Origin of the sequence: Nocardioides sp. NPDC127503 (assembly GCF_040302165.1) — a bacterium.
Taxonomy (GTDB): domain Bacteria; phylum Actinomycetota; class Actinomycetes; order Propionibacteriales; family Nocardioidaceae; genus Nocardioides.
In genome coordinates, this window is sequence record NZ_JBEORH010000003.1 from 294,156 (window position 1) to 314,592 (window position 20,437).

Annotated in this window: 19 protein-coding genes; 13 read left to right on the forward strand and 6 right to left on the reverse strand. The window is 69.9% G+C overall.

Annotated features, from left to right (window positions below; translation table 11 throughout):
• Complete coding sequence (locus tag ABTW65_RS08470; RefSeq protein WP_350659591.1) at window positions 1–930, reverse strand: oxidoreductase; 930 nt, start codon at window positions 928–930, stop codon at window positions 1–3.
• Between the two features lie 98 nt (window positions 931–1,028).
• Here ABTW65_RS08470 and ABTW65_RS08475 point away from each other — a divergent pair, with 98 nt between their 5' ends.
• From ABTW65_RS08475 to ABTW65_RS08485, 3 genes are all read left to right on the forward strand, one after another.
• Window positions 1,029–1,709, forward strand: a complete 681-nt coding sequence (locus ABTW65_RS08475) for a DNA-binding response regulator (protein ID WP_350659592.1) — start codon at window positions 1,029–1,031, stop codon at window positions 1,707–1,709.
• A gap of 95 nt (window positions 1,710–1,804) precedes the next feature.
• Window positions 1,805–2,677, forward strand: coding sequence for a ribonuclease HI (locus ABTW65_RS08480; protein ID WP_350659593.1), 873 nt, complete (start codon window positions 1,805–1,807; stop codon window positions 2,675–2,677).
• Window positions 2,678–2,688: 11 nt separating this feature from the next.
• Window positions 2,689–3,597: an amidohydrolase family protein gene (locus ABTW65_RS08485; RefSeq protein ID WP_350659594.1), complete on the forward strand. Its 909-nt coding sequence runs from the start codon at window positions 2,689–2,691 to the stop codon at window positions 3,595–3,597.
• Here ABTW65_RS08485 and ABTW65_RS08490 read toward each other — a convergent pair.
• Window positions 3,594–4,709 (reverse strand): MGDG synthase family glycosyltransferase, encoded by a 1,116-nt coding sequence (locus tag ABTW65_RS08490; RefSeq protein ID WP_350659595.1) that lies wholly within the window; start codon window positions 4,707–4,709, stop codon window positions 3,594–3,596. The two genes, ABTW65_RS08485 and ABTW65_RS08490, sit on opposite strands and share 4 nt — an antisense overlap.
• 114 nt (window positions 4,710–4,823) lie before the next feature.
• Here ABTW65_RS08490 and ABTW65_RS08495 point away from each other — a divergent pair, with 114 nt between their 5' ends.
• Window positions 4,824–7,121 carry an Eco57I restriction-modification methylase domain-containing protein gene (locus ABTW65_RS08495; protein ID WP_350659596.1) on the forward strand — a complete coding sequence of 766 codons (2,298 nt, stop codon included), beginning with the start codon at window positions 4,824–4,826 and terminating at the stop codon, window positions 7,119–7,121.
• Window positions 7,122–7,171: 50 nt separating this feature from the next.
• On the opposite strand, the gene ABTW65_RS08500 is transcribed toward ABTW65_RS08495, so the two are convergent.
• Entirely contained in the window at window positions 7,172–8,020 is an 849-nt protein-coding gene (locus tag ABTW65_RS08500; RefSeq protein ID WP_350659597.1) for an acyl-CoA thioesterase domain-containing protein, read from the reverse strand.
• A 134-nt stretch (window positions 8,021–8,154) separates the two neighbouring features.
• On the opposite strand from ABTW65_RS08500, the gene ABTW65_RS08505 reads away from it, so the two are divergent.
• The 7 genes from ABTW65_RS08505 (at window position 8,155) to ABTW65_RS08535 (ending at window position 14,646) form a co-directional block, all read left to right on the forward strand.
• Window positions 8,155–9,537, forward strand: a complete 1,383-nt coding sequence (locus ABTW65_RS08505; RefSeq protein ID WP_350659598.1) for an NAD-dependent succinate-semialdehyde dehydrogenase — start codon at window positions 8,155–8,157, stop codon at window positions 9,535–9,537.
• Window positions 9,538–9,580: 43 nt separating this feature from the next.
• Complete coding sequence (locus tag ABTW65_RS08510) at window positions 9,581–10,339, forward strand: alpha/beta hydrolase family protein (protein ID WP_350659599.1); 759 nt, start codon at window positions 9,581–9,583, stop codon at window positions 10,337–10,339.
• A gap of 83 nt (window positions 10,340–10,422) precedes the next feature.
• The gene (locus tag ABTW65_RS08515) at window positions 10,423–11,112 is read left to right on the forward strand and encodes a hypothetical protein (protein WP_350659600.1); all 690 of its coding nucleotides are present in this window, start codon (window positions 10,423–10,425) and stop codon (window positions 11,110–11,112) included.
• 284 nt (window positions 11,113–11,396) lie between these two features.
• The gene (locus ABTW65_RS08520; protein WP_350659601.1) at window positions 11,397–13,604 is read left to right on the forward strand and encodes a DEAD/DEAH box helicase; all 2,208 of its coding nucleotides are present in this window, start codon (window positions 11,397–11,399) and stop codon (window positions 13,602–13,604) included.
• 93 nt (window positions 13,605–13,697) lie between these two features.
• On the forward strand, window positions 13,698–13,838 hold the full coding sequence (locus tag ABTW65_RS08525; RefSeq protein ID WP_350659602.1) for a hypothetical protein: 141 nt from the start codon (window positions 13,698–13,700) through the stop codon (window positions 13,836–13,838).
• 105 nt (window positions 13,839–13,943) lie between these two features.
• Complete coding sequence (gene trxA / locus ABTW65_RS08530) at window positions 13,944–14,312, forward strand: thioredoxin (protein WP_141803039.1); 369 nt, start codon at window positions 13,944–13,946, stop codon at window positions 14,310–14,312.
• 43 nt (window positions 14,313–14,355) lie between these two features.
• A complete protein-coding gene (locus ABTW65_RS08535) occupies window positions 14,356–14,646 on the forward strand; it encodes a chorismate mutase (RefSeq protein WP_201451241.1) in 291 nt (96 codons plus the stop codon).
• An 11-nt stretch (window positions 14,647–14,657) separates the two neighbouring features.
• Here ABTW65_RS08535 and ABTW65_RS08540 read toward each other — a convergent pair whose 3' ends face one another.
• Window positions 14,658–15,908, reverse strand: a complete 1,251-nt coding sequence (locus tag ABTW65_RS08540; RefSeq protein ID WP_350659604.1) for an FAD-binding protein — start codon at window positions 15,906–15,908, stop codon at window positions 14,658–14,660.
• A 140-nt stretch (window positions 15,909–16,048) separates the two neighbouring features.
• Here ABTW65_RS08540 and ABTW65_RS08545 point away from each other — a divergent pair, with 140 nt between their 5' ends.
• Both ABTW65_RS08545 and ABTW65_RS08550 read left to right on the forward strand, forming a co-directional pair.
• Window positions 16,049–17,179, forward strand: coding sequence for an endo-1,4-beta-xylanase (locus ABTW65_RS08545; protein WP_350659605.1), 1,131 nt, complete (start codon window positions 16,049–16,051; stop codon window positions 17,177–17,179).
• 80 nt (window positions 17,180–17,259) lie between these two features.
• Window positions 17,260–17,448 (forward strand): Rv3202a family protein, encoded by a 189-nt coding sequence (locus ABTW65_RS08550; protein WP_350659606.1) that lies wholly within the window; start codon window positions 17,260–17,262, stop codon window positions 17,446–17,448.
• Window positions 17,449–17,608: 160 nt separating this feature from the next.
• On the opposite strand, the gene ABTW65_RS08555 is transcribed toward ABTW65_RS08550, so the two are convergent.
• Both ABTW65_RS08555 and ABTW65_RS08560 read right to left on the reverse strand, forming a co-directional pair.
• The gene (locus tag ABTW65_RS08555) at window positions 17,609–19,108 is read right to left on the reverse strand and encodes a CoA-acylating methylmalonate-semialdehyde dehydrogenase (protein ID WP_350659607.1); all 1,500 of its coding nucleotides are present in this window, start codon (window positions 19,106–19,108) and stop codon (window positions 17,609–17,611) included.
• 23 nt (window positions 19,109–19,131) lie between these two features.
• Window positions 19,132–20,433: an aspartate aminotransferase family protein gene (locus ABTW65_RS08560; protein WP_350659608.1), complete on the reverse strand. Its 1,302-nt coding sequence runs from the start codon at window positions 20,431–20,433 to the stop codon at window positions 19,132–19,134.
• Window positions 20,434–20,437 lie beyond the last annotated feature (4 nt).

Sequence of the window (20,437 nt, forward strand, 5' to 3'; positions counted from 1 at the left end):
TCAGCGCGCCACCGGCGCGGCGACGGCGTCCAGGCGGCTCACCTCCTCGTCGGTGAGCCGGAGGGCGCCGGCGGCGATGTTCTCCTCGAGGTGGGAGAGGTCGGCGGTGCCGGGGATGGCGAGCACGTGCGGGCCCTGGTGGAGGGTCCAGGCGAGGCGTACCTGGGAGGGGGTCGCGGAGTGCTCCTCGGCGATGGCCTCGACGATGTCGCGACCGGTCTCGTCGGGGGATGTTCCGGGGACCGCGCCGGCGATGGCCGCGCCGACGGAGTTGAAGGGCACGAACGCGACCCCGTGCTCGCCGCACAGCCGTAGCAGGGCGTCGTCCTCGCGGCGGGTGGTGAGGCCGTACTGGTTCTGTACGCAGGCCACCGGCCCGATCGCGAGCGCCTCGGTGAGCTGCTCGGGGAAGATGTTGGAGAGGCCGACGTGCTCGACCAGTCCCGCCTCGCGCAGGTCGAGCAGGGCGCCGAAGTGGTCGGCGATCGACCCGGGGCCGCGCTCGCGCCCCACTCCCCAGCGCAGGTTCACCAGGTCGAGGTGGTCGAGGCCGAGCTGGCGGATGTTCTCCTCGACCTGGTGGCGCAGGTGCTCGGGTCGGGGGTCGGACTCCCAGGCGCCGTCGCGGCTGCGTGGGGTGGGACCGACCTTGGTCGCGATCACCAGGTCATCGGCGTACGGCTGGAGGGCGGTCGCGATCAGCTCGTTGGCCGAGCGCGTCGGGGTGAAGTAGATCGCCGCGGTGTCGATGTGGTTCACGCCGAGCTCGACGGCGCGGCGGAGCACGGTGATCGCGTTGTCGCGGTCGGGGGCGATCGGGGTGGACAGGTTGCCGATCAGGCGCATCGCGCCGAAGCCGATGCGGTTGATCCGCTTGTCGCCGAGCTGCCAGGTGCCGGCAGTCCCGGCGGTGATGTGGTTCGTGGTCATGCTCTCCAGCGTCGCGACCCGCTGCCGCGTACTCACGCCCTTGGCAGGTTGTTGCCGATCGCCGCCTGCGCCTTGGCGAGCGGGGGAGAATCGATGCCGTGACCAACACGGTGGGGACGATCCGGACGGGCGGGACCGTCGCCGTCGTACGCGGCGAGGAGGAGTTGGTGCGAGGCACCTCGCACCTGTTCGCGGCCGCCACCGACATCGCCTGTGCGGCGATCGACCTGCGCACCTGGTCGGCCGCGCGAACCGAGTCCGGCATCAGGGCCGCGCTGTGCGGTCGCGACGGCGCAGAGGTGCGGCTGCGGAAGGTCTACCGGCCCAACGTCCTGCTCGACCCGGTCTCCGCCGCCCATCTGCGCGAGATCCGCGACGTCCGCGGCGCCCAGATCCGGATCACTCCCGACGAGATCAACGAGACGATCCTGATCGACCGCCGGATCGCGATCCTCGCCGGCGACCCGCGCCTGGGCGAGCGCAGCTTCAGCATCGTCACCCAGCCCGAGGTGGTCCAGGGCGTCACCTCGCTCTTCGACGCGGCCTGGCGCTCGGCGACGACGGTGGACGCCTACGACGCCCGGATCGCCGAGCTGCGCGACATCGCGCCGCAGGTGCTCGACCTGCTCGGCCGGGGTGTGAAGGACGAGGCCGCGGCGCGCACCCTCGGGCTCGGCGTACGCACCTACCGGCGCCGGGTCGCCGAGCTCATGGAGGCGCTCGGCGCCTCGTCCAGGTTCCAGGCCGGCGTACGCGCCCGGGAGCTCGGGCTCGTCTGACCGCCAGTGTCCGGATCCTGACGCCGCGGTCTCGTTCTCAGGGGCCGCCCGGTAACGTCGAGATCGACTTGTTCGGGCGGGTCAGGAGGTCAGCAATGCGTTGCTTCATCGTCGTCAAGGAGCGCAGCGACGCCGAGAAATGGGATTGGGTTCTGGCCGGTCCGCGGCTGCACGCGGCGGGATCGCTGGGTGCCCGCGGGACCGAGGACGCGATCATCGCGGCGGTCGGGGCGGCGCACGACTCGCTGGAGACGCTCGCGCCGGTGCAGGTCGTGGTCGCGCTGCCGTCCAACTCGCGGTTCTGGATGCTGACCGACGAGATCGCGGACGCCTATCCCGGGGTCACCGTGGTGCCGTTCACCGACGAGGACGCAGACATCCGCTCGGAGGCGGTGGAGGCGCTGGCGATCCATCGGGCCGGCCCGCTGCCGCCGCTGGTGGTGGCGACCGACGGCTCGGCGCACCGCGGGTTCATCGGCTGGGGATGGCTCGCCGGAGACGGCCAGCACGGCTTCGGCCGGCAGGTGCCCAACGCCCGGATCCGCGACCCGCATTCGTTGGTGGTCCTGGCCGAGCTTCAGGCGATCGCGGAGGCGGTGCGGGCGCTGCCCCGCCGCACGTTGACCATCCGGACCGACTCCCGGGTCGCGCTGGCGATGATCGAGGACTGGCTCCGAGGTGAGCTGTCGATGCCGAAGGGCTATGACACCCAGCATCGCGCCGAGCTCGCCGGGCTGACCCGGATGCACGACGACCTGTGCCGCGAGGCCGACCGGCTCTCGTTCGAGTGGGTACGCGGCCACGTCGGCGAGGCGCTCAACGAGGGTGCCGACTCGCTCGCGAAGCTCGCCCGTCGCTTCGCCGAGGGGACCTGGGGGCTGACCGCCGACGAGGTGCCAGGGAGGGCTCGGGCGATCGCGGAGACGTTCGCTGCGCCCGTGGCCTCTGGCTCTGCCACCGCGGGGTAAATTCGGCCGTCGTGAACCCTCCTACGGTCACCATCGCCCCCGACGAGCCCGCGCAGCTCCGCGCGCGGCTCGATGCGCTGGGCCTGGACGGCATCTTCGACGTACACACCCACTTCCTGCCCGAGCGGATGCTCGACAAGGTGTGGGCCTACTTCGACGCGGTCGGGCCACTGACCGGGCAGCAGTGGCCGATCGCCTATCGGCACTCCGAGGAGGAGCGGCTCCAGGTGCTGCGGGACCTCGGCGTACGTCACTTCTCCGCGCTCACCTATCCGCACAAGCCGGGCATGGCGGCGTGGCTGAACCAGTGGGGTGCGGAGTTCGCGGCGGACAAGCCGGACTGCCTGCAGTCGGCGACGTTCTACCCGGAGCCGGGTGCGGGCGACTATGTGCGCGAGGCCGTCGAGGCAGGTGCGCGGATCTTCAAGGCGCACGTCCAGGTCGGCGACTACGACCCCAACTCGCCGCTGCTCGACCCGGTCTGGGAGGTGCTCTCGCAGTCGCGTACGCCGCTGGTGATCCACTCCGGGCACGGCCCCGCTCCGGGTCGGTTCACCGGGCCGACCGGCATGGAGGCCTTGCTCGGACGCTACCCGGATCTGGTGCTGATCGTCGCTCACATGGGGCTGCCGGACTACTCGCGGTTCCTAGACCTGGTGGAGAAGTACGACGGGGTGCACCTGGACACGACCATGGCCTTCACCGCCTTCACCGAGGCGTCGACGCCCTTCCCGGCCGAGGAGCTGCCGCGGCTGAAGGCGTTGGGGGAGCGGGTGACGTTCGGGAGCGACTTCCCGAACATCCCCTATCCCTATCTGGAGGCGGTCGACGGGGTCTTGGGCCTCGGGCTCGGTGACGAGTGGACGCGCGGGGTGCTCTACGAGAACGCCGCGCGGCTCTTCGGGTTGCCGACGCTCTAGGCCACGGCGGTTTCGTCGTAGCTGTCGGTGAGGAGCTGGACGATGTCGGGGACGCCCAGCGCGAGCCGATTGAACCGCGGCGACTGGGCGGCGACTTCCAGGTGCTTGGCGAGCTCGAGCTCGTCGCGGGCCCACGGGATCAGCCCGGCGCGGTCCAGGTTGGCCGAGTTGGCGGCGCCGTGGCCGGAGATCGAGCGGTAGGTGATCACCGGGGTGCCTGAGGCCAGGGCCTCGAGCGAGGTGAAGCCGCCGGCGTTCTGGACGACGCAGTCGCTGGTCGCCATCAGGGCACGTACGTCGGTGCGCCAGCCGAGCGCCACGACACCCGGGATCCGCTCCAGGCGGCGCTTGAGGCAGGGGTCGGTCGCACAGAGGACCACCGGGGTCATGTCGCTGTGCTCGAGGATGTCGCGGGCGGTCTGCTCGAGCGCGCCGGCGCCCAGCGAGCCGCCGGTGACCAGCGCCCGCGGGCCTTCCAGCCCGAGGTCCGCGAGGGGGTCGGGGAAGACCTGCCCCGGGACGTACGCCGCACCCGGCGGCACCAGCGGCTGGACCACGGCCGCGTTGCCGCCGAGCATGCGCGCCTCGCGCGCGGCGACCTCGTGGATGGCGAGGTTGAGGTCCATGCCGGGGTTGATCCACAGCGCCGGGACCGCGGCGTCGGTGAGGTAGGTGACCGCGGGCACGGCGAGCTGTCCGCTGCTGCGCAGGTGGCCGATGACCTGGGAGCAGAACGGGTGGGTCGAGATGACCAGATCAGCGCCGCACATGGCTTCGGTGAGCTTGCGCGTGGAGAGACGGAGGACCTGGTTGAACGGCTTGTGGAGCGGGCGTCCGGGCATGACCAGACTCATCGTGGTGCCCCACGAGTCAGGGCTGACCTGGAGCTGCATCTTGTAGCCGACCTTCAGTCCGTGCCCGAGCCGCCAGGGCATCAGGTCGACGAAGTCGAAGATCTCGACGTCGCATCCGGCCTCCCCGAGCGCTCGTGAGATCTCCCGGGAGGCCGAGTTGTGGCCCGCGCCGTAGCTCGCGGAGATGATCGCCACGCGGGGTGCCGTGCCGGGCCGGATGTGAAGGAGGGGCCCGAGCCGCTCCGAGTCGATTGACATGCGCCGGATTCTGTACGCACGGTGTGACGTTGTGGTGAACGGGGGCACCCCGGCGCGTCACTCTTCACCATCGGTTCGTCTCCCCGAACCTGCGGGCGTTCTATGGTTCATCCTGTGATCACCCCCCGGGCACTGCGCACTCGAGCGCGGTCGGCGGTTGCCGAGCTGGGTGGTGGTCCCTCGGCGGTGGCGACGGTGATGCGTTGCGTCGTGGCGGGGTTCGCGCAGGCGCGGGGTCTGGTGGTCACCGATGCGGCCTTGGACGCTGCGGGGCTGCTGTCGTGCGTCGCGGACGGTCCGCAGCCAGATCATCTGTTGTCGAACTATCTGTTCCCGGATGGGGCCGTGCCCGATGATCTGGTTCTGGAGGAGATCGGTTACGTCTACGAGACGCTGCTCGAGGTTTCCTCGCGGCGCGACAACGGCGCCCACTACACCCCGCCCGAGCTCGCCGACGAGGTCGTCGCCCACGCTCTGGCACCGGTCGCCTCCGCCAATGCAGCCGTGGTCGACATCGCCGCCGGGACCGGCGTCTTCCTCCTCGCCTCCGCCCGCTATCTGGCGTCGTCGTGCCAGCAGCCGGTGGCCGAGATCGTCACTCGCTGTCTCTACGGCGCCGACATCGACCCGGTCGCGGTCGACATCGCCAAGCTGTCCCTCTGGCTGCTCTGCGAGGACCCCTCGCTCCCGCTGACCTTCCTCGACGACCGGATCCTGTGCGGAAACTCGCTGGTCGGGCTCGTCGACGCGGGCGAGCTGCCTACCGGCGTGGGTGACCCGAAGGCGTACGCCGATGCCATGGTCGCGGTCGCGCTGCCCTTGGGCGGTCGGCCCGGGAGACGGCTGGAGGAGGCGTACGCAGCTTTGGGTCGCTGCCGCCGCCTGCCCGTTCCCGCCGTCCGGCCTATCCACTGGGCGCTGGCCGCGCCCGAGGTGATGGCCCGCGGCGGCTTCGACGCGGTGGTCGGCAACCCGCCCTACCTCGGGGTGAAGCGGGTGCGGGACGCGATCGGCCAGGAGCTGCGCGACTACCTCGCGCACACGCTCGCCGCGGGCACGACGAGGCGGGCCGACTACGTCATCTACTTCCTGCTCCGGGCCGCTGCCCTCAGCCGCGGCGAGATCGGGCTGATCACGACCGACTCGATCAGCGAGGGAGACACCGCGCGCTTCGGTCTCGGCACGCTCCTGGACCGCGGCTGGCAGGTCGCCCGGGCGGAGCGTTCGGCGCCGTGGCCGACGGCAGGCGTGCGGTTCGCGAAGATCTGGCTCACCACCCGGCCGCTCGACAGCGCGTGGCTCGACGGGCGCTCGGTCCCGGCGATCACCGGGACGCTCGAGGACGGCTTCTCGCTCCCGGAGCCGGCGCGGCTGGATCTCGACGTACCGCTACCGCACGGCTATCAGGGCACCATCGTGCTCGGACGCACGCTCGTCCTGACGCCGGCCGAGGCGGAGGCGCTCGGACGCGGTCCGCTCGGGCACAACGTACGGCCCTATCTGAGCGGCGAGGACCTGGTGACGCCGTGCGGCTCGACCGCGTCCCGCTTCGTGCTCGACGTCGGCAAGCTGGGTCTCGAGGAGCTCGCCGAGGACCGCGCGCTCGCGCGCCTGGTGCGGTCGAAGGTTCGCGCCGAGCGCCGCCGCCAGTTCGTGAAGTACCCCCAGCTCAAGGAGCGCTGGTGGGGCTTCCTCAGCCCCGTCGACGAGCTCTACCGCGACGCCGCCGGGCTCTCGCACGTCATCGCCTTCAGCAAGCACAGCAAACACCTGTGGCCGGTGCTGGTCGGTGCCGATCACGTCTTCTCCAACGGACTGGTCGTCTATCCGACACAGGATGCGGCTGCGTACGCCTTCCTGGCCTCCGACCTCCACCGGGTCTGGGCGGTACGCGCCGGCGGCACCATGCTCAACACCGCCTACCGCTACAACCCCTCGCGCCTGCGCGCCACCTACCCGTTCCCCGCGGACCTCGGGCCGCTCCGCCCGGCCGGCGTCGCACTCCTGGCCGCACTGGACCGAGTCGGCGACGAGCGGAGGATCGGCATCACCGGCGTACTCAACCTCGCCGGCGACCCCCACACCCACGATCCCGCGACCACCGCCCTCCGGCAGGCCATCGCCGACGTCAACCACGCGACCGCCCGCCTCCACGGCATCGACGAGTCCCTGGCCACCCCCGACCTCACGCCCTCCGGCTTCGGCCTCACCCCGACCCGCCAGCGAGCCCTCATGGCCGCCCTCGTCGACCAGAACCTCGCCCTAGCCGAGAAGGCACAAGCGTCGGCCGAGACGTCAGGTACGTCGGCCGAGAGGTCAGGTACGTCGGCCGAGACGTCAGGTACGTCGGCCGAGAGGTCAGGTACGTCGGCCGAGACGTCAGGTACGTCGGCCGAGACGTCACCACGATGACATCTCGGCCGACGCGAGCGACGCTTCGGCCGACGGGGGTGACGCCTCGGCTAGACGGGAGTGGCGGGGCCGCCCTCGCCGGGGGCGGTGAAGTCGACGGTGCGCTTGGCGTTGGCGAGGGCGGTGACGGTGGCGGTGCCGATGGTGCCCTCGCGGTCGAAGACCTCGGCGGTGCCGACGGCGATGCCCTCGCGAGCGACGTGGTCGATGGTGGCGAGGCCGACCTCCATCCCGGCCGGTCGCCGGGCGAGGGCGAGCGAGATGTCGGTGTTGATCCACTCGACGCCGTTGCTGCCCCAGTTGGTGACCATCGAGGTGGCGTCGGCGATCGAGGCCACGGTCTGGAACGGGGTCATCGGCTCGCCGGCGACGGTGGGTACGGCGACCTGCCAGGTGACGTGGCGCCCGGCGTTCTGGTGCTTGCCGAAGTCGTCAGACCAGGGGTTCTCGGAGACGAAGAAAGGTACGTGCGGCTCGGAGGTCGGCGGCGCGACCTCGAGCGGCGGTGGAGTGGCGCGGTCGGTCGCCGACCAGACGTCCCCGGCCGGGTTCTCGCCGGCGAGCAGGTAGGTGCAGGTCGCGCGGGCCACGACCCGCTCCTCGCCGTCACCGGAGGTCTGGACCATCTCGGCGTCGAGCAGCGCGATGCGCGGGCCGTTGCGTACGACCCTCGTGCGGATCCGCGTCGGCACCATCCGCGGCGGTCGGAACAGGTCCACGTGGTAGCGCGAGGGCACCAGTTCCGAGGCACGTCCGAGCTCCTCGATCTGGTCTTCGAGACCGCGAGCGATCAGGCCGCTGGCGGCCACTCCGTGCATGTGGTCCTCGGCCCACATGCTGCGAGCCATCGGCGTAGGCTCGAAACCATCATCGGTGCGCCGGAAGAATGCGAGATCCATGCGGACATTCTAGAACGTGTCCTAACTTCGGATTCAGTTGCGAAAACCGGTAAAGAGTAACGGTTCCGTCATCAAAAGCACTCCAAAACCACGTACCATCGCACCAAAGCAGCCCCCGATCGAAGAGGATGACGATGAGCACCACGCCTCCCTACCAGGTGACCGACCCCGCAACGGGCGAGGTGATCGAGACCTTCCCGTTCGCCACCGACGCCGAGGTGGAGGAGGCGCTGGAGCGGTCCAAGAAGGCGTACGCAGCCTGGCGCTCGACCCCGATCGAGGAGCGTTCCGCGATCGTGAAGCGCGCCGCGGACCTCTTCACCGAGCGTGCCGCTGAGCTCGGGAAGATCATCCGCACCGAGATGGGCAAGAAGGCCTCCTCGGGCGCCGGCGAGGCCGAGTTCTCCGGTGAGATCACCGCCTACTACGCCGACCACGGCCCCGAGCTGCTCGCGGAGACCGACCTGCCCGGCCACGAGGGCAAGGCGGTCATCCAGCGCCTGCCCCTCGGCCCGGTCCTCGGTGTCATGCCGTGGAACTACCCCTACTACCAGGTCGCACGCTTCGCCGCGCCCAACCTGGTCGCCGGCAACACCGTCATCCTCAAGCACGCCGAGAACTGCCCGCGCTCCTCGGCCGCGATCGCGAAGATCTTCGAGGACGCCGGTCTTCCCGAAGGCGTCTACCAGAACCTCTACGCCACCCACGAGCAGATCGCCACGATGATCGCCGACCCGCGGGTCCGCGCGGTCTCCCTGACCGGCTCCGAGCGCGCCGGCACGGCCGTCGCCGAGGCCGCCGGCCGCCACCTGAAGAAGGTCGTCCTCGAGCTCGGCGGCTCCGACCCCTACATCATCCTCGACTCCGACGACATCGACGAGGCCGCCGAGACCGCCTGGGCGACCCGGATGGAGAACGTCGGCCAGGTGTGCAACGGCAACAAGCGGATGATCGTGAACGAGGGCGTCTACGACGACTTCGTCGCGGCGCTCACCAAGCGCGCCGCCGCGATGAAGCCGCTCGATGGCGAGGACGGCGACGACACCGCCTACTCCCCGCTGGTGGCCCGCAAGGCCGCCGAGGCGCTGCGCGACCAGATCGAGGATGCGGTCTCCAAGGGCGCCACGCTCCACGCCGGCGGCGAGATCTCCGACGGCCCCGACGCCTTCTTCGCGCCCGCGGTCCTGACCGGCGTCACCCCGGAGATGCGCGCCTACACCGAGGAGCTCTTCGGCCCGGTCGCCGTCGTCTACAAGGTGAGCACCGACGAGGAGGCCGTCGAGCTGGCCAACGCGGTGGAGTACGGCCTCGGTGGCGCCGTCTTCTCGACCGACGAGGCCCGCGCGATCGCTGTCGCCCAGCAGCTCGAGGTCGGCATGGCCAACGTCAACACGCCGGCCGGCGAGGGCGCCGATGTCCCCTTCGGCGGCACCAAGCGCTCCGGCTTCGGCCGCGAGCTCGGCCCGCTCGGGATCGACGAGTTCCTCAACAAGCGCCTGTTCTACGTCGAGCGCTGAGCAGACCCGAGCAGTCGCGCCGGATTCTGAGAGAATCCTGGGCGTGGCTGAGAAGGTGACCTTCAAGAGTACGTCCGGACCCATGCTGGCCGGTCTGATCGACCTGCCCGAGGGTGAGGTGCGTGGCTGGGGTGTGTTCAGTCATGGCTTCACCCTCGGGAAGGACTCTCCGGCCGCCGCGCGGATCTGCAAGCAGCTCGCTTCCGAGGGCGTCGGGATGCTGCGCTTCGACAACCTCGGGCTCGGCGACTCCGAGGGCGACTGGGGCGACGGATCCTTCACCCACAAGGTCGCCGACACCGTCGAGGCCGCCCGTTTCATGGCCGATCGCGGCACCCCGGCCGAGCTGCTCGTCGGCCACTCCTTCGGTGGCGCGGCGGTCCTGGCCGCGGCCAACGAGGCCGTCGGCGTCGACGCCGTGGCCACCGTCGGCGCCCCGTTCCAGCCTGCGCACGTCGAGCACAACTACGACGCCGTGCTCTCCCGCGTATTCGAGGACGGCCAGGCGCCGTGGATGGCCGGCGGCAAGTCGCTGACCCTGCGCAAGCACTTCGTCCATGACGTACGCCGCGCCGACCTGCGCCAGAAGATCATGCAGCTCAAGAAGCCGCTCCTGGTCATGCACAGCCCGACCGACACCACCGTCGGCATCGAGAACGCCTCCGACATCTTCAACACCGCCCGCCACCCGCGGTCCTTCGTGGCGCTGGAGGCCTCCGACCACCTCCTCACGAAGAGGGGTCAGGCACAGCGCGCCGCCCGGATCATCTCGGCCTGGGCGGATCAGTACCTGATCGACTGAGTCGCAGAGCCGTCGCCGGTCCGAGCTCGGATAGGTTCGGGCCATCAGACGGTGGCACGGCCGCCGAGCGACGCGGAGGGCAGATGATCAAGAAGCCGAAGTTCCCGGTCAAGGAACTGATCATGGCAGGAGCGGCGGCACCGCAGGTGCTGGTCGGCCACCTGGTCGCGACCCAGGGTCCGGAGATCGCCAGGAAGGTGGCCGAGGACCGGGCCGAGCCCGGCTTCGACACCGAGGCGTACGTCGACGAGCTGGTCCGCAAGCACCGCTGGATCGCTCGCCTGCAGGGTGCCGGCGGCGGCGCGATGATCGCGGTCGCCGAGGTGCCGGCCGTCATCGGCGGTCCGGGTGCGGTCGTGGCCGCGGCCGGGACGGCGATCCTGGGGGACCTGATCGCGCTGGCGTGGATCGAGCAGCGCCTGGTGATGCACATCGCCGCCGCGTACGGACACAATCTGGAGGATCCGGCCCGGATCAACGAGTTCCTCAGGCTGGCCGGCGTGGATCTGCTCTTCGACGGCGGCGGCAGCGCGGCGGGCGCCGCCGGCAGCCGGTTCGGCGTCCGTGCCGCCTCCCAGTGGGCGGCGAGGAAGACCGTCCAGGCCACCAGGTCGATGGCGCAGCTCGTCGGTGCCCGGGTGGCCCGGCGTGTCGTCCTGCGCGGCATCCCGGTGCTCAACATCCCGCTCGGTGTGGTGTTCTCGGACGTCGCCACCAGGCGTCTCGGAAGGCGCGCACGCGAGTTCTACAGGGCCCGTCCGAGATCTGTCTGAGCCCCAGGTTTGATCAATTGACAGAAAACGCGGAACGAGACTTCCGCTAACGGGTGTGGGTGGGGTTACACTCGCTGCAAGCGCCCGGCTCGTGGACGTTCGTCGTGGGGACCGAACGAGTCACTGGCCCGGTCGATGAGGCGCCGATCGCGCGTATCCGCTGTTTGGACGCGGTCGTCAGTCGTCTGCCATCGATCTGCGTGAGCCCTGGGAGGGCGACCGGCCGATGAGGGTCGGCATTTGGACATGCCACTCACCCGTGCGTGGCCCCAAGGAGGATTCAGTTGGCTCAGGGAGCCGCTACCCGGCGCAACAACCGGTCAGGCCGTTCGCGTAGCAACGGCAATGCCGGCAAGTCCGGGCAGAACGGTCGCCGCAAGGGCGTCCACAAGGACAACGAGGGCATCATCCCGGTGCTCGCTCAGGTCGTCCGCGAGGTGGAGTCGGCCGTGCAGCGCCGCTCGGCCATGCCTGACGTACGGACCAAGTTCCAGGTCGTCGCGCTCCTCGCCCGAGACGAGCGCCACCGCGTGCTGGAGGACGAGACCCTCAACGAGGGCCGCCGTGCCGAGCAGCTCAAGCGTCTGGACGGGATCGCCACGATCCTCGCCAAGACCGCGACCATGGACTCGCGTCTGTTCGAGCTCCTCGCCGAGGACGCCGAGATCTCCGACGCCGCCGTCGACCTCAAGCACGAGCTGATGGCCCGTGGTGGCGTCGACGTGCCGGAGGACGAGGAGGAGGACGAGGACGAGACGCCCGCCGTCGTGATACCCGACAAGCGCGTGGTCCCGACGAGCGTCGTCCAGCGTCAGCTCTCCAACCCGTTCCTGGCGCCCGACTTCACCAACGCCCGCCCGCCGGTGCACGCTCGCCGCCTGTCCGGCTGGGAGCTCCTCGGGCCGCTGTTCCGAAGCTTCGAGTACGCCGACTCCGGCCCTTCCTGCATGCCGTTGCCCGAGCCGCCCGCCTACGGCCCCGGTCACATCGACGCGCCCGGCACCCGCGAGCTCATGCACCACCAGGCGCAGCTGGTCGCCTCGGCGGCCGAGGGCCACCGCGCCTACCTGCTGGCCGACGAGCCCGGCCTCGGCAAGACCGCGCAGGCGCTGCTCGCAGCCGAGGCAGCCGACGCCTACCCGCTGCTCGTCGTCGTGCCCAACGTCGTCAAGGCCAACTGGGCGCGCGAGGTCAACCTCTGGACGCCGTCCAAGAAGGCGACCGTCGTGCACGGCAACGGTGAGGACATCGACGGCTTCGCCGACATCATCGTGGTCAACTACGAGATCCTCGACCGTCACGTCGGCTGGCTCGGCGAGTTCGGCTTCAAGGGCATGGTCGTCGACGAGGCCCACTTCATCAAGAACAAGTCCTCCCAGCGTTCGCAGCACGTGCTGGCTCTCTCGGAGAAGATCCGGCAGCGTACGGCCAACCCGCTGCTGATGGCGCTGACCGGCACCCCGCTGATCAACGACATCGAGGACTTCCGGGCGATCTGGCAGTTCCTCGGCTGGATCGACGACGTCAAGCCGCTCAACGGCCTGCTCGAGGGGCTCGAGGAGACCGGGCTGACCCCGCAGGACAACAGCTTCTACGGCGCCGCCCGCCGCGTCGTCGTCAACCAGGGCATCGTGCGCCGCCGCAAGATCGACGTCGCCAGCGACATCCCGGCGCGCCGCGTGGCCGACCTGCCGGTCGAGCTCGATGACGCCGAGGGTCGCTCGATCCGGGCCGCCGAGGCCGAGCTGGCCAAGCGGATGATGCAGCGCTACGACACCGCGATCGAGACCCGGGTGACCGGCGCCAAGCCGGCCCCCGGCGAGCTCGACCTCGAGCTGATCCGCCGCGTCGCCACCTGGGAGCGCGAGGACCAGGACGCCTCCACCGGCGAGAACGTCTTCGGCATGATGCGCCGCATCGGTCGCGCGAAGGCCTCGCTGGCCGCCGACTACGCCGCCCAGCTGGCGCGCAACGTCGGCAAGGTCGTCTTCTTCGCCAAGCACATCGAGGTCATGGACACCGCGCAGAAGCTCTTCGAGGAGCGCGGCATCCGCTACTCCACGATCCGCGGCGACCAGACCTCGAAGGCGCGCGAGAAGGCCATCGACGAGTTCATGAACGACCCCGAGGTCAAGGTCATCGTCTGCTCGCTCACCGCCGCCGGTGTCGGCGTCAACCTGCAGGCCGCCTCCAACCTGATCCTGGCCGAGCTCTCCTGGACCGACGCCGAGCAGACCCAGGCGATCGACCGTGTCCACCGCATCGGCCAGACCGAGCCGGTCACCGCCTGGCGCATCATCGCCTCGCAGACCATCGACACCCGGATCGCCGAGCTGATCGACTCCAAGGCCGGACTCGCGGCTCGTGCCCTGGACGGCTCCGACGAGGAGGTCACCGACTCCGCCGACGTGCAGCTCGAGGCTCTGGTCTCGCTGCTCACAGACGCCCTCCGCAAGCGCGAGTCCGGCCGCCGCGGCCGGCGCGCCGCCTGACGCCGACCCGGGACCCGTCCCGGCCCCATCCGGGCCACATCTCAGGGTGAATCCTGAGGTGGGGCCTGGGTGGTCCGGCGTACGCTGGATCACATGTTCTGGATTATCTTGCTGGTCATCGCAGCGGCTGTCGGTGGATACGTGTTCCGGGTTCCGATCGTGGCCAAGCTGACGGGTCAGCCACGCAGCCGCATCGAGCGGCAGATCGGGCCGAAGGCCAAGCGCCTTCCCTGATCCCACGAGGAATTCGCACGGGGAATCCTCAGTGGTGCACGTGCGTTGAGACGTACGTGCCCGCCGATCCGGCGCGCACTCACCCAGACCGGAAGTGAGAGCCCCATGTCCACCGTCGAGCTCGGCGCAGAGAACTTCGAGAGCACCGTCACCGACAACGAGATCGTCCTCGTCGACTTCTGGGCGTCCTGGTGCGGCCCGTGCCGCCAGTTCGGCCCGATCTACGACGCCGCCTCCGCAGAGCACCCCGAGATCGTCTTCGGGAAGGTCGACACCGAGGCCGAGCAGGCGCTCGCCGGTGCCGCCAACATCACCTCGATCCCGACGCTGATGGCCTTCAAGAAGGGCAACCTCGTCTTCTCCCAGCCGGGTGCGCTCCCCGCGCCCGCGCTCAAGCAGGTCATCGACGCCGTCGTCGAGCTCGACATCGACAAGGCGCTCGCCGAGCAGTCCTCGAAGGAGTCCGGCGAGTAAGACTCGTCGGTGCTCCGGGGCTCGGATCAGGTTTGATAGCGCTGTGACCGAAGACGCCCACGACGAGCTCCTGCGCCTGCGCGGCAGCATCGACAACCTCGACGCCGCCCTTGTCCACCTTCTCGCCGAGCGCTTCAAGTGCACCGAGCAGGTCGGCCGGCTGAAGGCGCGCGCGGGTTTCCCGCCGGCCGATCCCAGCCGCGAGGCGGTCCAGATCGAGCGACTCCGCCGGCTCTCCGACGACGCCGGTCTCGACCCCGAGTTCGCCGAGAAGATCCTCAACGTGATCATCGCCGAGGTGATCCGCAACCACCGCCAGTTCGTCGAGGACTGAGCGGACCGGCCTCAGCCGAGCACCCGGTCCAGCCAGGCGTTCCAGAACCGGCGGTCCGGGTCGAAGCGGCGTACGAGGTCCCTGAAGTCGTCCCAGCGCGGGAACTCGGCGCCGGGGTCCTTGGTGGCGAAGAGCTTGCCCCAGTGCGGCCGCGTGCCCGCCGGAAGCCGCTGCTCCAGCTCGGGCAGGAGCTCGCGTACGCCGACGGGGTCAGCGTTCCAGGTGAAGTGCAGCGCCACCGTGTCGGTGCCGTAGGCGGGGGAGAGCCACAGCTCGTCGGCGGCGACGGCGCGGATCTCGCTCACCTGCAGGAGGGGTCGGATCCGGTCGGCGAGCGAGCGGACGGCTTCGACCGCCTCCTGCGCGCGATCGAGCGGCACCAGGTATTCGCTCTGCAGCTCCGCGCCGACGCTCGGCTGGAAGTCGAGGCGGAAGTGGGGCAGCCGCTCGTGCCACGGTCCCGGCACGCCGAGCTGCTCGGTGCACGAAGCCGGGTCGAAGCCGGGGATGACGTGCCGCGGCTGGGTTGCGAGCACCGTACCGGGGAGCTCCGGCGTCGTCGAGCGCGACTTCACCCAGACCCGTGCGGCCGACCCGTCGGGCTCGTCGGCCCAACGCGTGAAGATCGACACCGAGTAGGCCGCACCGAGGATCTCGGTGAGGTGTTCTCGCAGGTCAGCGTAGGTGAGGCTCTCGTGGACCGTCTGTGCGACCTGGTAGGTCGGCGACGTCAGCAGCTCGAGATGGGTCACGATCCCGAGGGCGCCGATGCCGACCACGGCTCCGGCGAAGTCGGCCGAGCCGGCCTCCAGCCGCACCAGTTCGCCGCGGCCGTCGACGAGCTCCAGCGCGGTCACCGAGGTGGCCAGCGAGCCGTTGCCGAGCCCCGAGCCATGAGTCCCGGTCGCGACCGCGCCGGCGACCGAGATGTGGGGGAGCGAGGCGAGGTTGGGCAGCGCCCGGCCGTGCTCCTGCAGCCAGGCGGCGAGCTCGCCGTAGCGCATCCCGCCGGGCACCCGGACCACGTCCCCGATCAGGCTCGGGGACGCCTCCAAGCCGTCGAGCGCGACCAGCACCCCCGGCGTGTCCGCGAGATCGGTGAAGGAGTGCCGAGACCCCAGCGCGCGCAGCCGCGGCTCGCGCAGCACGAGGTCGCGTACGTCATCCACGGAACGTGGTCGCACCAGCTCGCGCGCGGTGTAGTCGTAGCTGCGGGCCCACGTCGATCCGGGAGCTTCGCGGGCAGAGGTCTCGGTGGGCATGGACCGGATCGTAGCCGGGATCCCGCTTCGGCGCCCGTCTTCGGAAAACGTTATCGACAACGATTGACAAAGTCGCAAGCCTCTCGCCATTCTGATCCCTGTCTGTGATGCCGATCACACTTAGTGCACTTGGAGGCACCGTGAAACTTCGTCACATCGTCGTGACCGTGACCGCAGCGGCGACCATCGCGGCCACCGCGTCATCCATGGCCCAGGCCGAGCCACGTGGCTTCCGGCCCCCGTCCGACTCGCTCCGTTCCTACGCTTCCCAGATCGGGCTGCACCTCGGTGTCGCCGCCAACCCCGAAGTGCTCGCCGACGAGGAGCTCGCCGGCATCGCCGCGGACGAGTTCTCCAGCATCACTCCCGAGAACGAGATGAAGTGGGAGACCGTCGAGCCGACTCGTGGCACCTACGACTGGTCCGGCGCCGACGAGGTCGTCGAGTTCGCCCGCGCCCATGGTCAGAAGGTGCGCGGCCACACCCTGCTCTGGCACAACCAGAATCCCGCCTGGCTGACGGAGGGCGTCAACAACGGCACCATCAGCAACGACGAGCTCCGCGGGATCCTCAAGAAGCACATCACCGACGAGGTCGCCCACTTCCGCAGCAAGGTCTATCAGTGGGACGTCGCCAACGAGTTCTTCACCGACACCAACCCCTCGCGGCTCAACCCGGACAACTTCTGGGTCTCCCGCCTCGGACCCGAGGTGGTCGCCGACGCCTTCCGCTGGGCCCACCAGGCAGACCCGAAGGCGCGGCTGTTCTACAACGACTACAACATCGCCGGCGAGGACGGCCACAACGCCAAGGCGGACGCGGTCTACGCCTTCGTCAAGAGCCTGGTCGCCCAGGGCGTACCCATCCACGGTGTCGGCAACCAGGGCCACCTCGACACACAGTACGGCTTCTCCGGCGAGCGCTTCCGCGCTGACCTGCAGCGCTATGCCGACCTCGGTCTCGAGGTCGCGGTCACCGAGGCCGACGTACGCACCTTCGTCGACTCCGCCGAGACCCAGGTCCCCACGGACAACCTGGCACTCTTCGCCCATCCCTATGAGTTCTCCCAGATGCTCCAGGCCTGCCTCGCCGTACGCGCCTGCACGTCGTTCACGGTCTGGGGCATCGATGACACCCACTCCTGGGTACCTGGCTGGTTCGAAGGGGAGGGCTACGCGCTGCTCTGGGATGTGAACCGGCAGCCCAAGGAGGCATACACGACCCTGAAGCAGGATCTCCGCCTCGCCCTGGGGGCACCACGCCGGCGCTGAGCCACAGCGATCCGTGGCAGCACCCGGGTGGCGGTGATCTACTGGAGACCGAGCACACGGATCGAGCTGAGCGAGGGTAGATGAGCGAGTACGCAGCAGAGGCAGACCTCGAGGAGCAGGCGACCGACGTCGTGAAGAAGACCGTCGACGACGAGGCGCCTCTGGACGCCGAGGAGACGGTGACCTCGACGCCGGACGACGTCAACGAGGCCGACTACGCCGAGCAGAAGCTCGACGCAGTCGGCCCCGACGACGACTACGACTACTAGAGATCGCGCGGGTAGGGCCGCCTGCTGCGCGCCGCGATACGGGCGCGCTGGCTGCGTTGTCGCCTCTCGATGGTGCAACCAGACCGCCTTCGAGGCTCCGCCTTGCCATCGCACCCGTCTCGCGACGCTCGCGACGGCGCCCCTACCCGCGCGATCTCTCCTAGGAGTTCTGCGGGAACCCCAGGTTGATCCCGCCGTGCGACGGGTCGAGCCAGCGGGTGGTGACCGCCTTCTCCCGGGTGAAGAAGTCCAGCCCCGCGGGGCCGTACGCCTTCGCGTTCCCGAACAGCGAGGCCTTCCAGCCGCCGAAGGAGTGGTAGGCGACGGGCACCGGGATCGGCACGTTCACGCCGACCATCCCGACCTGTACCTCACGCTGGAACCGGCGGGCGGCGCCGCCGTCGTTGGTGAAGATCGCGGTGCCGTTGCCGAACTGACCGGAGTTGATCAGCTCCAGGCCCTCCTCGTAGCCGGAGACGCGGATGACCGAGAGCACCGGGCCGAAGATCTCCTCGGTGTAGACGGTCGACGTGGTCGGCACCCGGTCCACCAGCGTCGGTCCGACCCAGAAGCCGTTGGGGTCACCGTCCACCTCGATCCCGCGGCCGTCGACGACGACCTCGGCCCCGTCGGCCGCGGCCACGTCGACGTAGCTCGCCACCTTGTCCCGGTGGGCGCCGGTGATCAGCGGCCCCATGTCGGTGCCCCGGGTGCCGTCGCCGGTCTTGAGCGTGGCCATCCGCGAGGTGATCTTCGAGATCAGGCTGTCGGCCACCGAGTCGACCGCGAGCACCACCGAGATCGCCATGCAGCGCTCGCCCGCCGACCCGAAGCCCGCGTTGACCGCCGAGTCGGCGACGAGGTCGAGGTCGGCGTCCGGCAGCACGAGCATGTGGTTCTTGGCGCCCCCGAGCGCTTGGACCCGCTTGCCGGCGGCGGTGCCGCGCTCGTAGACGTAGCGGGCGATCGGGGTGGAGCCGACGAAGGAGATCGAGGCGACGTCGGGGTTGTCGAGGAGCGCGTCGACCGCCTCCTTGTCGCCGTGCACGACGTTGTAGACCCCGTCGGGCAGGCCCGCCTCGGACCATAGCTCCGCGATCCAGCTGGACGCGGTCGGGTCCTTCTCCGAGGGCTTGATCACGACCGCGTTGCCGGCGGCGATCGCGATCGGGAAGAACCACATCGGCACCATGGCGGGGAAGTTGAACGGGCTGATGATGCCCACCACGCCGAGTGGCTGCTTGAGCGTGGTCACGTCCACGCCGGAGGAGACCTGCTCGGAGACCGTGCCCTTGAGCAGGTGGGAGAGGCCGCAGGCGAACTCGACGACCTCGAGCCCGCGGGCGATCTCGCCGGCGGCGTCCGAGAGCACCTTGCCGTGCTCGGAGGTGAGGGTCTCGGCGAGCTCGCCCTTGCGGGCGTTGAGCAGCTCGCGGAACTTGAAGAGCACGGCCGTACGCCGGGTGAGCGAGGTCTCGCTCCACTCTTCGAACGCCTTCTTGGCCGCTGAGACGGCGGTGTCGACGTCGGCGGCCGAGGCGAAACGTACGCGCTTCTGGACGGTGCCGAGCGCGGGGTTGTAGACGTCGCCGAGACGGGTTCCGGTGCCGGGGTTGGTGGCCCCGCCGATCCAGTGGTCGAGGATGGGGAGATCGGTCATGTCATGCGTCCTTTGAAGAGCTGTTACAGCGAGCCGAGCACGTCGTCGTAGATCGAGATCGCCTGGGCGACCTCGTCGGGGGTGACGACGCACGGGGGCACCACGTGGATGCGGTTTTCCATGATGAACGGGAGCAGGTCGCGGCCAACGAGGTCGGACTTGATCCGGCCCATCGTCGCGGCGGGCAGCGGCTCCCGCGTCTCGCGGTCCTCGACGAGCTCGAGGGCCCAGAAGACCCCGGTGCCGCGCACCTCGCCGATCACGTCGTGCTTCTCGGCCAGCGAGGCGAGGCCGGGGGCGATGTGGTCGGTGCCGATGGTCGCGGCGTTGTCGACGATGCCCTCCTCGTTCATCGCCTCGATGGTCGCCACGATCGACGCCATCGCGAGCGGGTGGCCGGAGTAGGTGAGCCCGCCGGGGAAGACCTGGTCGTCGAAGGTCGCCGCGACCGGGTCGGAGATGATCACCCCGCCGGCGGGTACGTAGCCGGAGTTGACCCCCTTGGCGAAGGTGATCAGGTCGGGCACGACGTCGTAGGCGTCCAGGGCCAGCCACTCGCCGGTGCGGCCGAAGCCGGCCATGACCTCGTCGAGGATGAGCATGATCCCGAACTCGTCGGCCAGCGCCCTGACCCCGGGGAGGTAGCCCGGCGGCGGGATCATGATCCCGGCGGTGCCGGGGATGGTCTCGAGCAGGATCGCCGCGATCGATGAGGGCCCCTCGGACTCGATGACCCGGCGCAGGTGACGCAGCGCGCGCTCGGCCTCCTGCTCCGGTGTGGTCGCCCAGAACTCCGAGCGGTAGAGGTAGGGGCCGAAGAAGTGGACGTGGCCGCGGGCGTACTCGTTCGGGATCCGTCGCCAGTCGCCGGTCGCGACGATCGCCGCCCCGGTGTTGCCGTGGTAGGAGCGGTAGGTCGAGAGCACCTTGTCGCGGCCGGTGTGGATGCGGGCCATCCGGATCGCGTTCTCGACGGCGTCGGCGCCGGCGTTGGTGAAGAAGACCTTGTTGAAGCCCACCGGCGCGATGTCGGTGATCCGCTCGGCCGCCTCGCCGCGCGTCAGGTTGGCCGTCGTCGGCGCGATCGTGGTCAGCGTCTCGGCCTGCTTCTTGATCGCCTCCACCACCCGCGGGTGCTGGTGGCCGATGTTGGTGTTGACCAGCTGGGAGGAGAAGTCAAGGTAGGTGTGCCCGGAGTCGTCCCACACCTTCGAGCCCTGCCCGCCGGCGATGACGAGCGGTTTCAGCGACCCCTGGGCGGACCAGGAGTGGAAGACGTGGGCTCGGTCGAGGTCGTAGGCACGGGCGTCGCTGGTGCTGGTCAAGGCT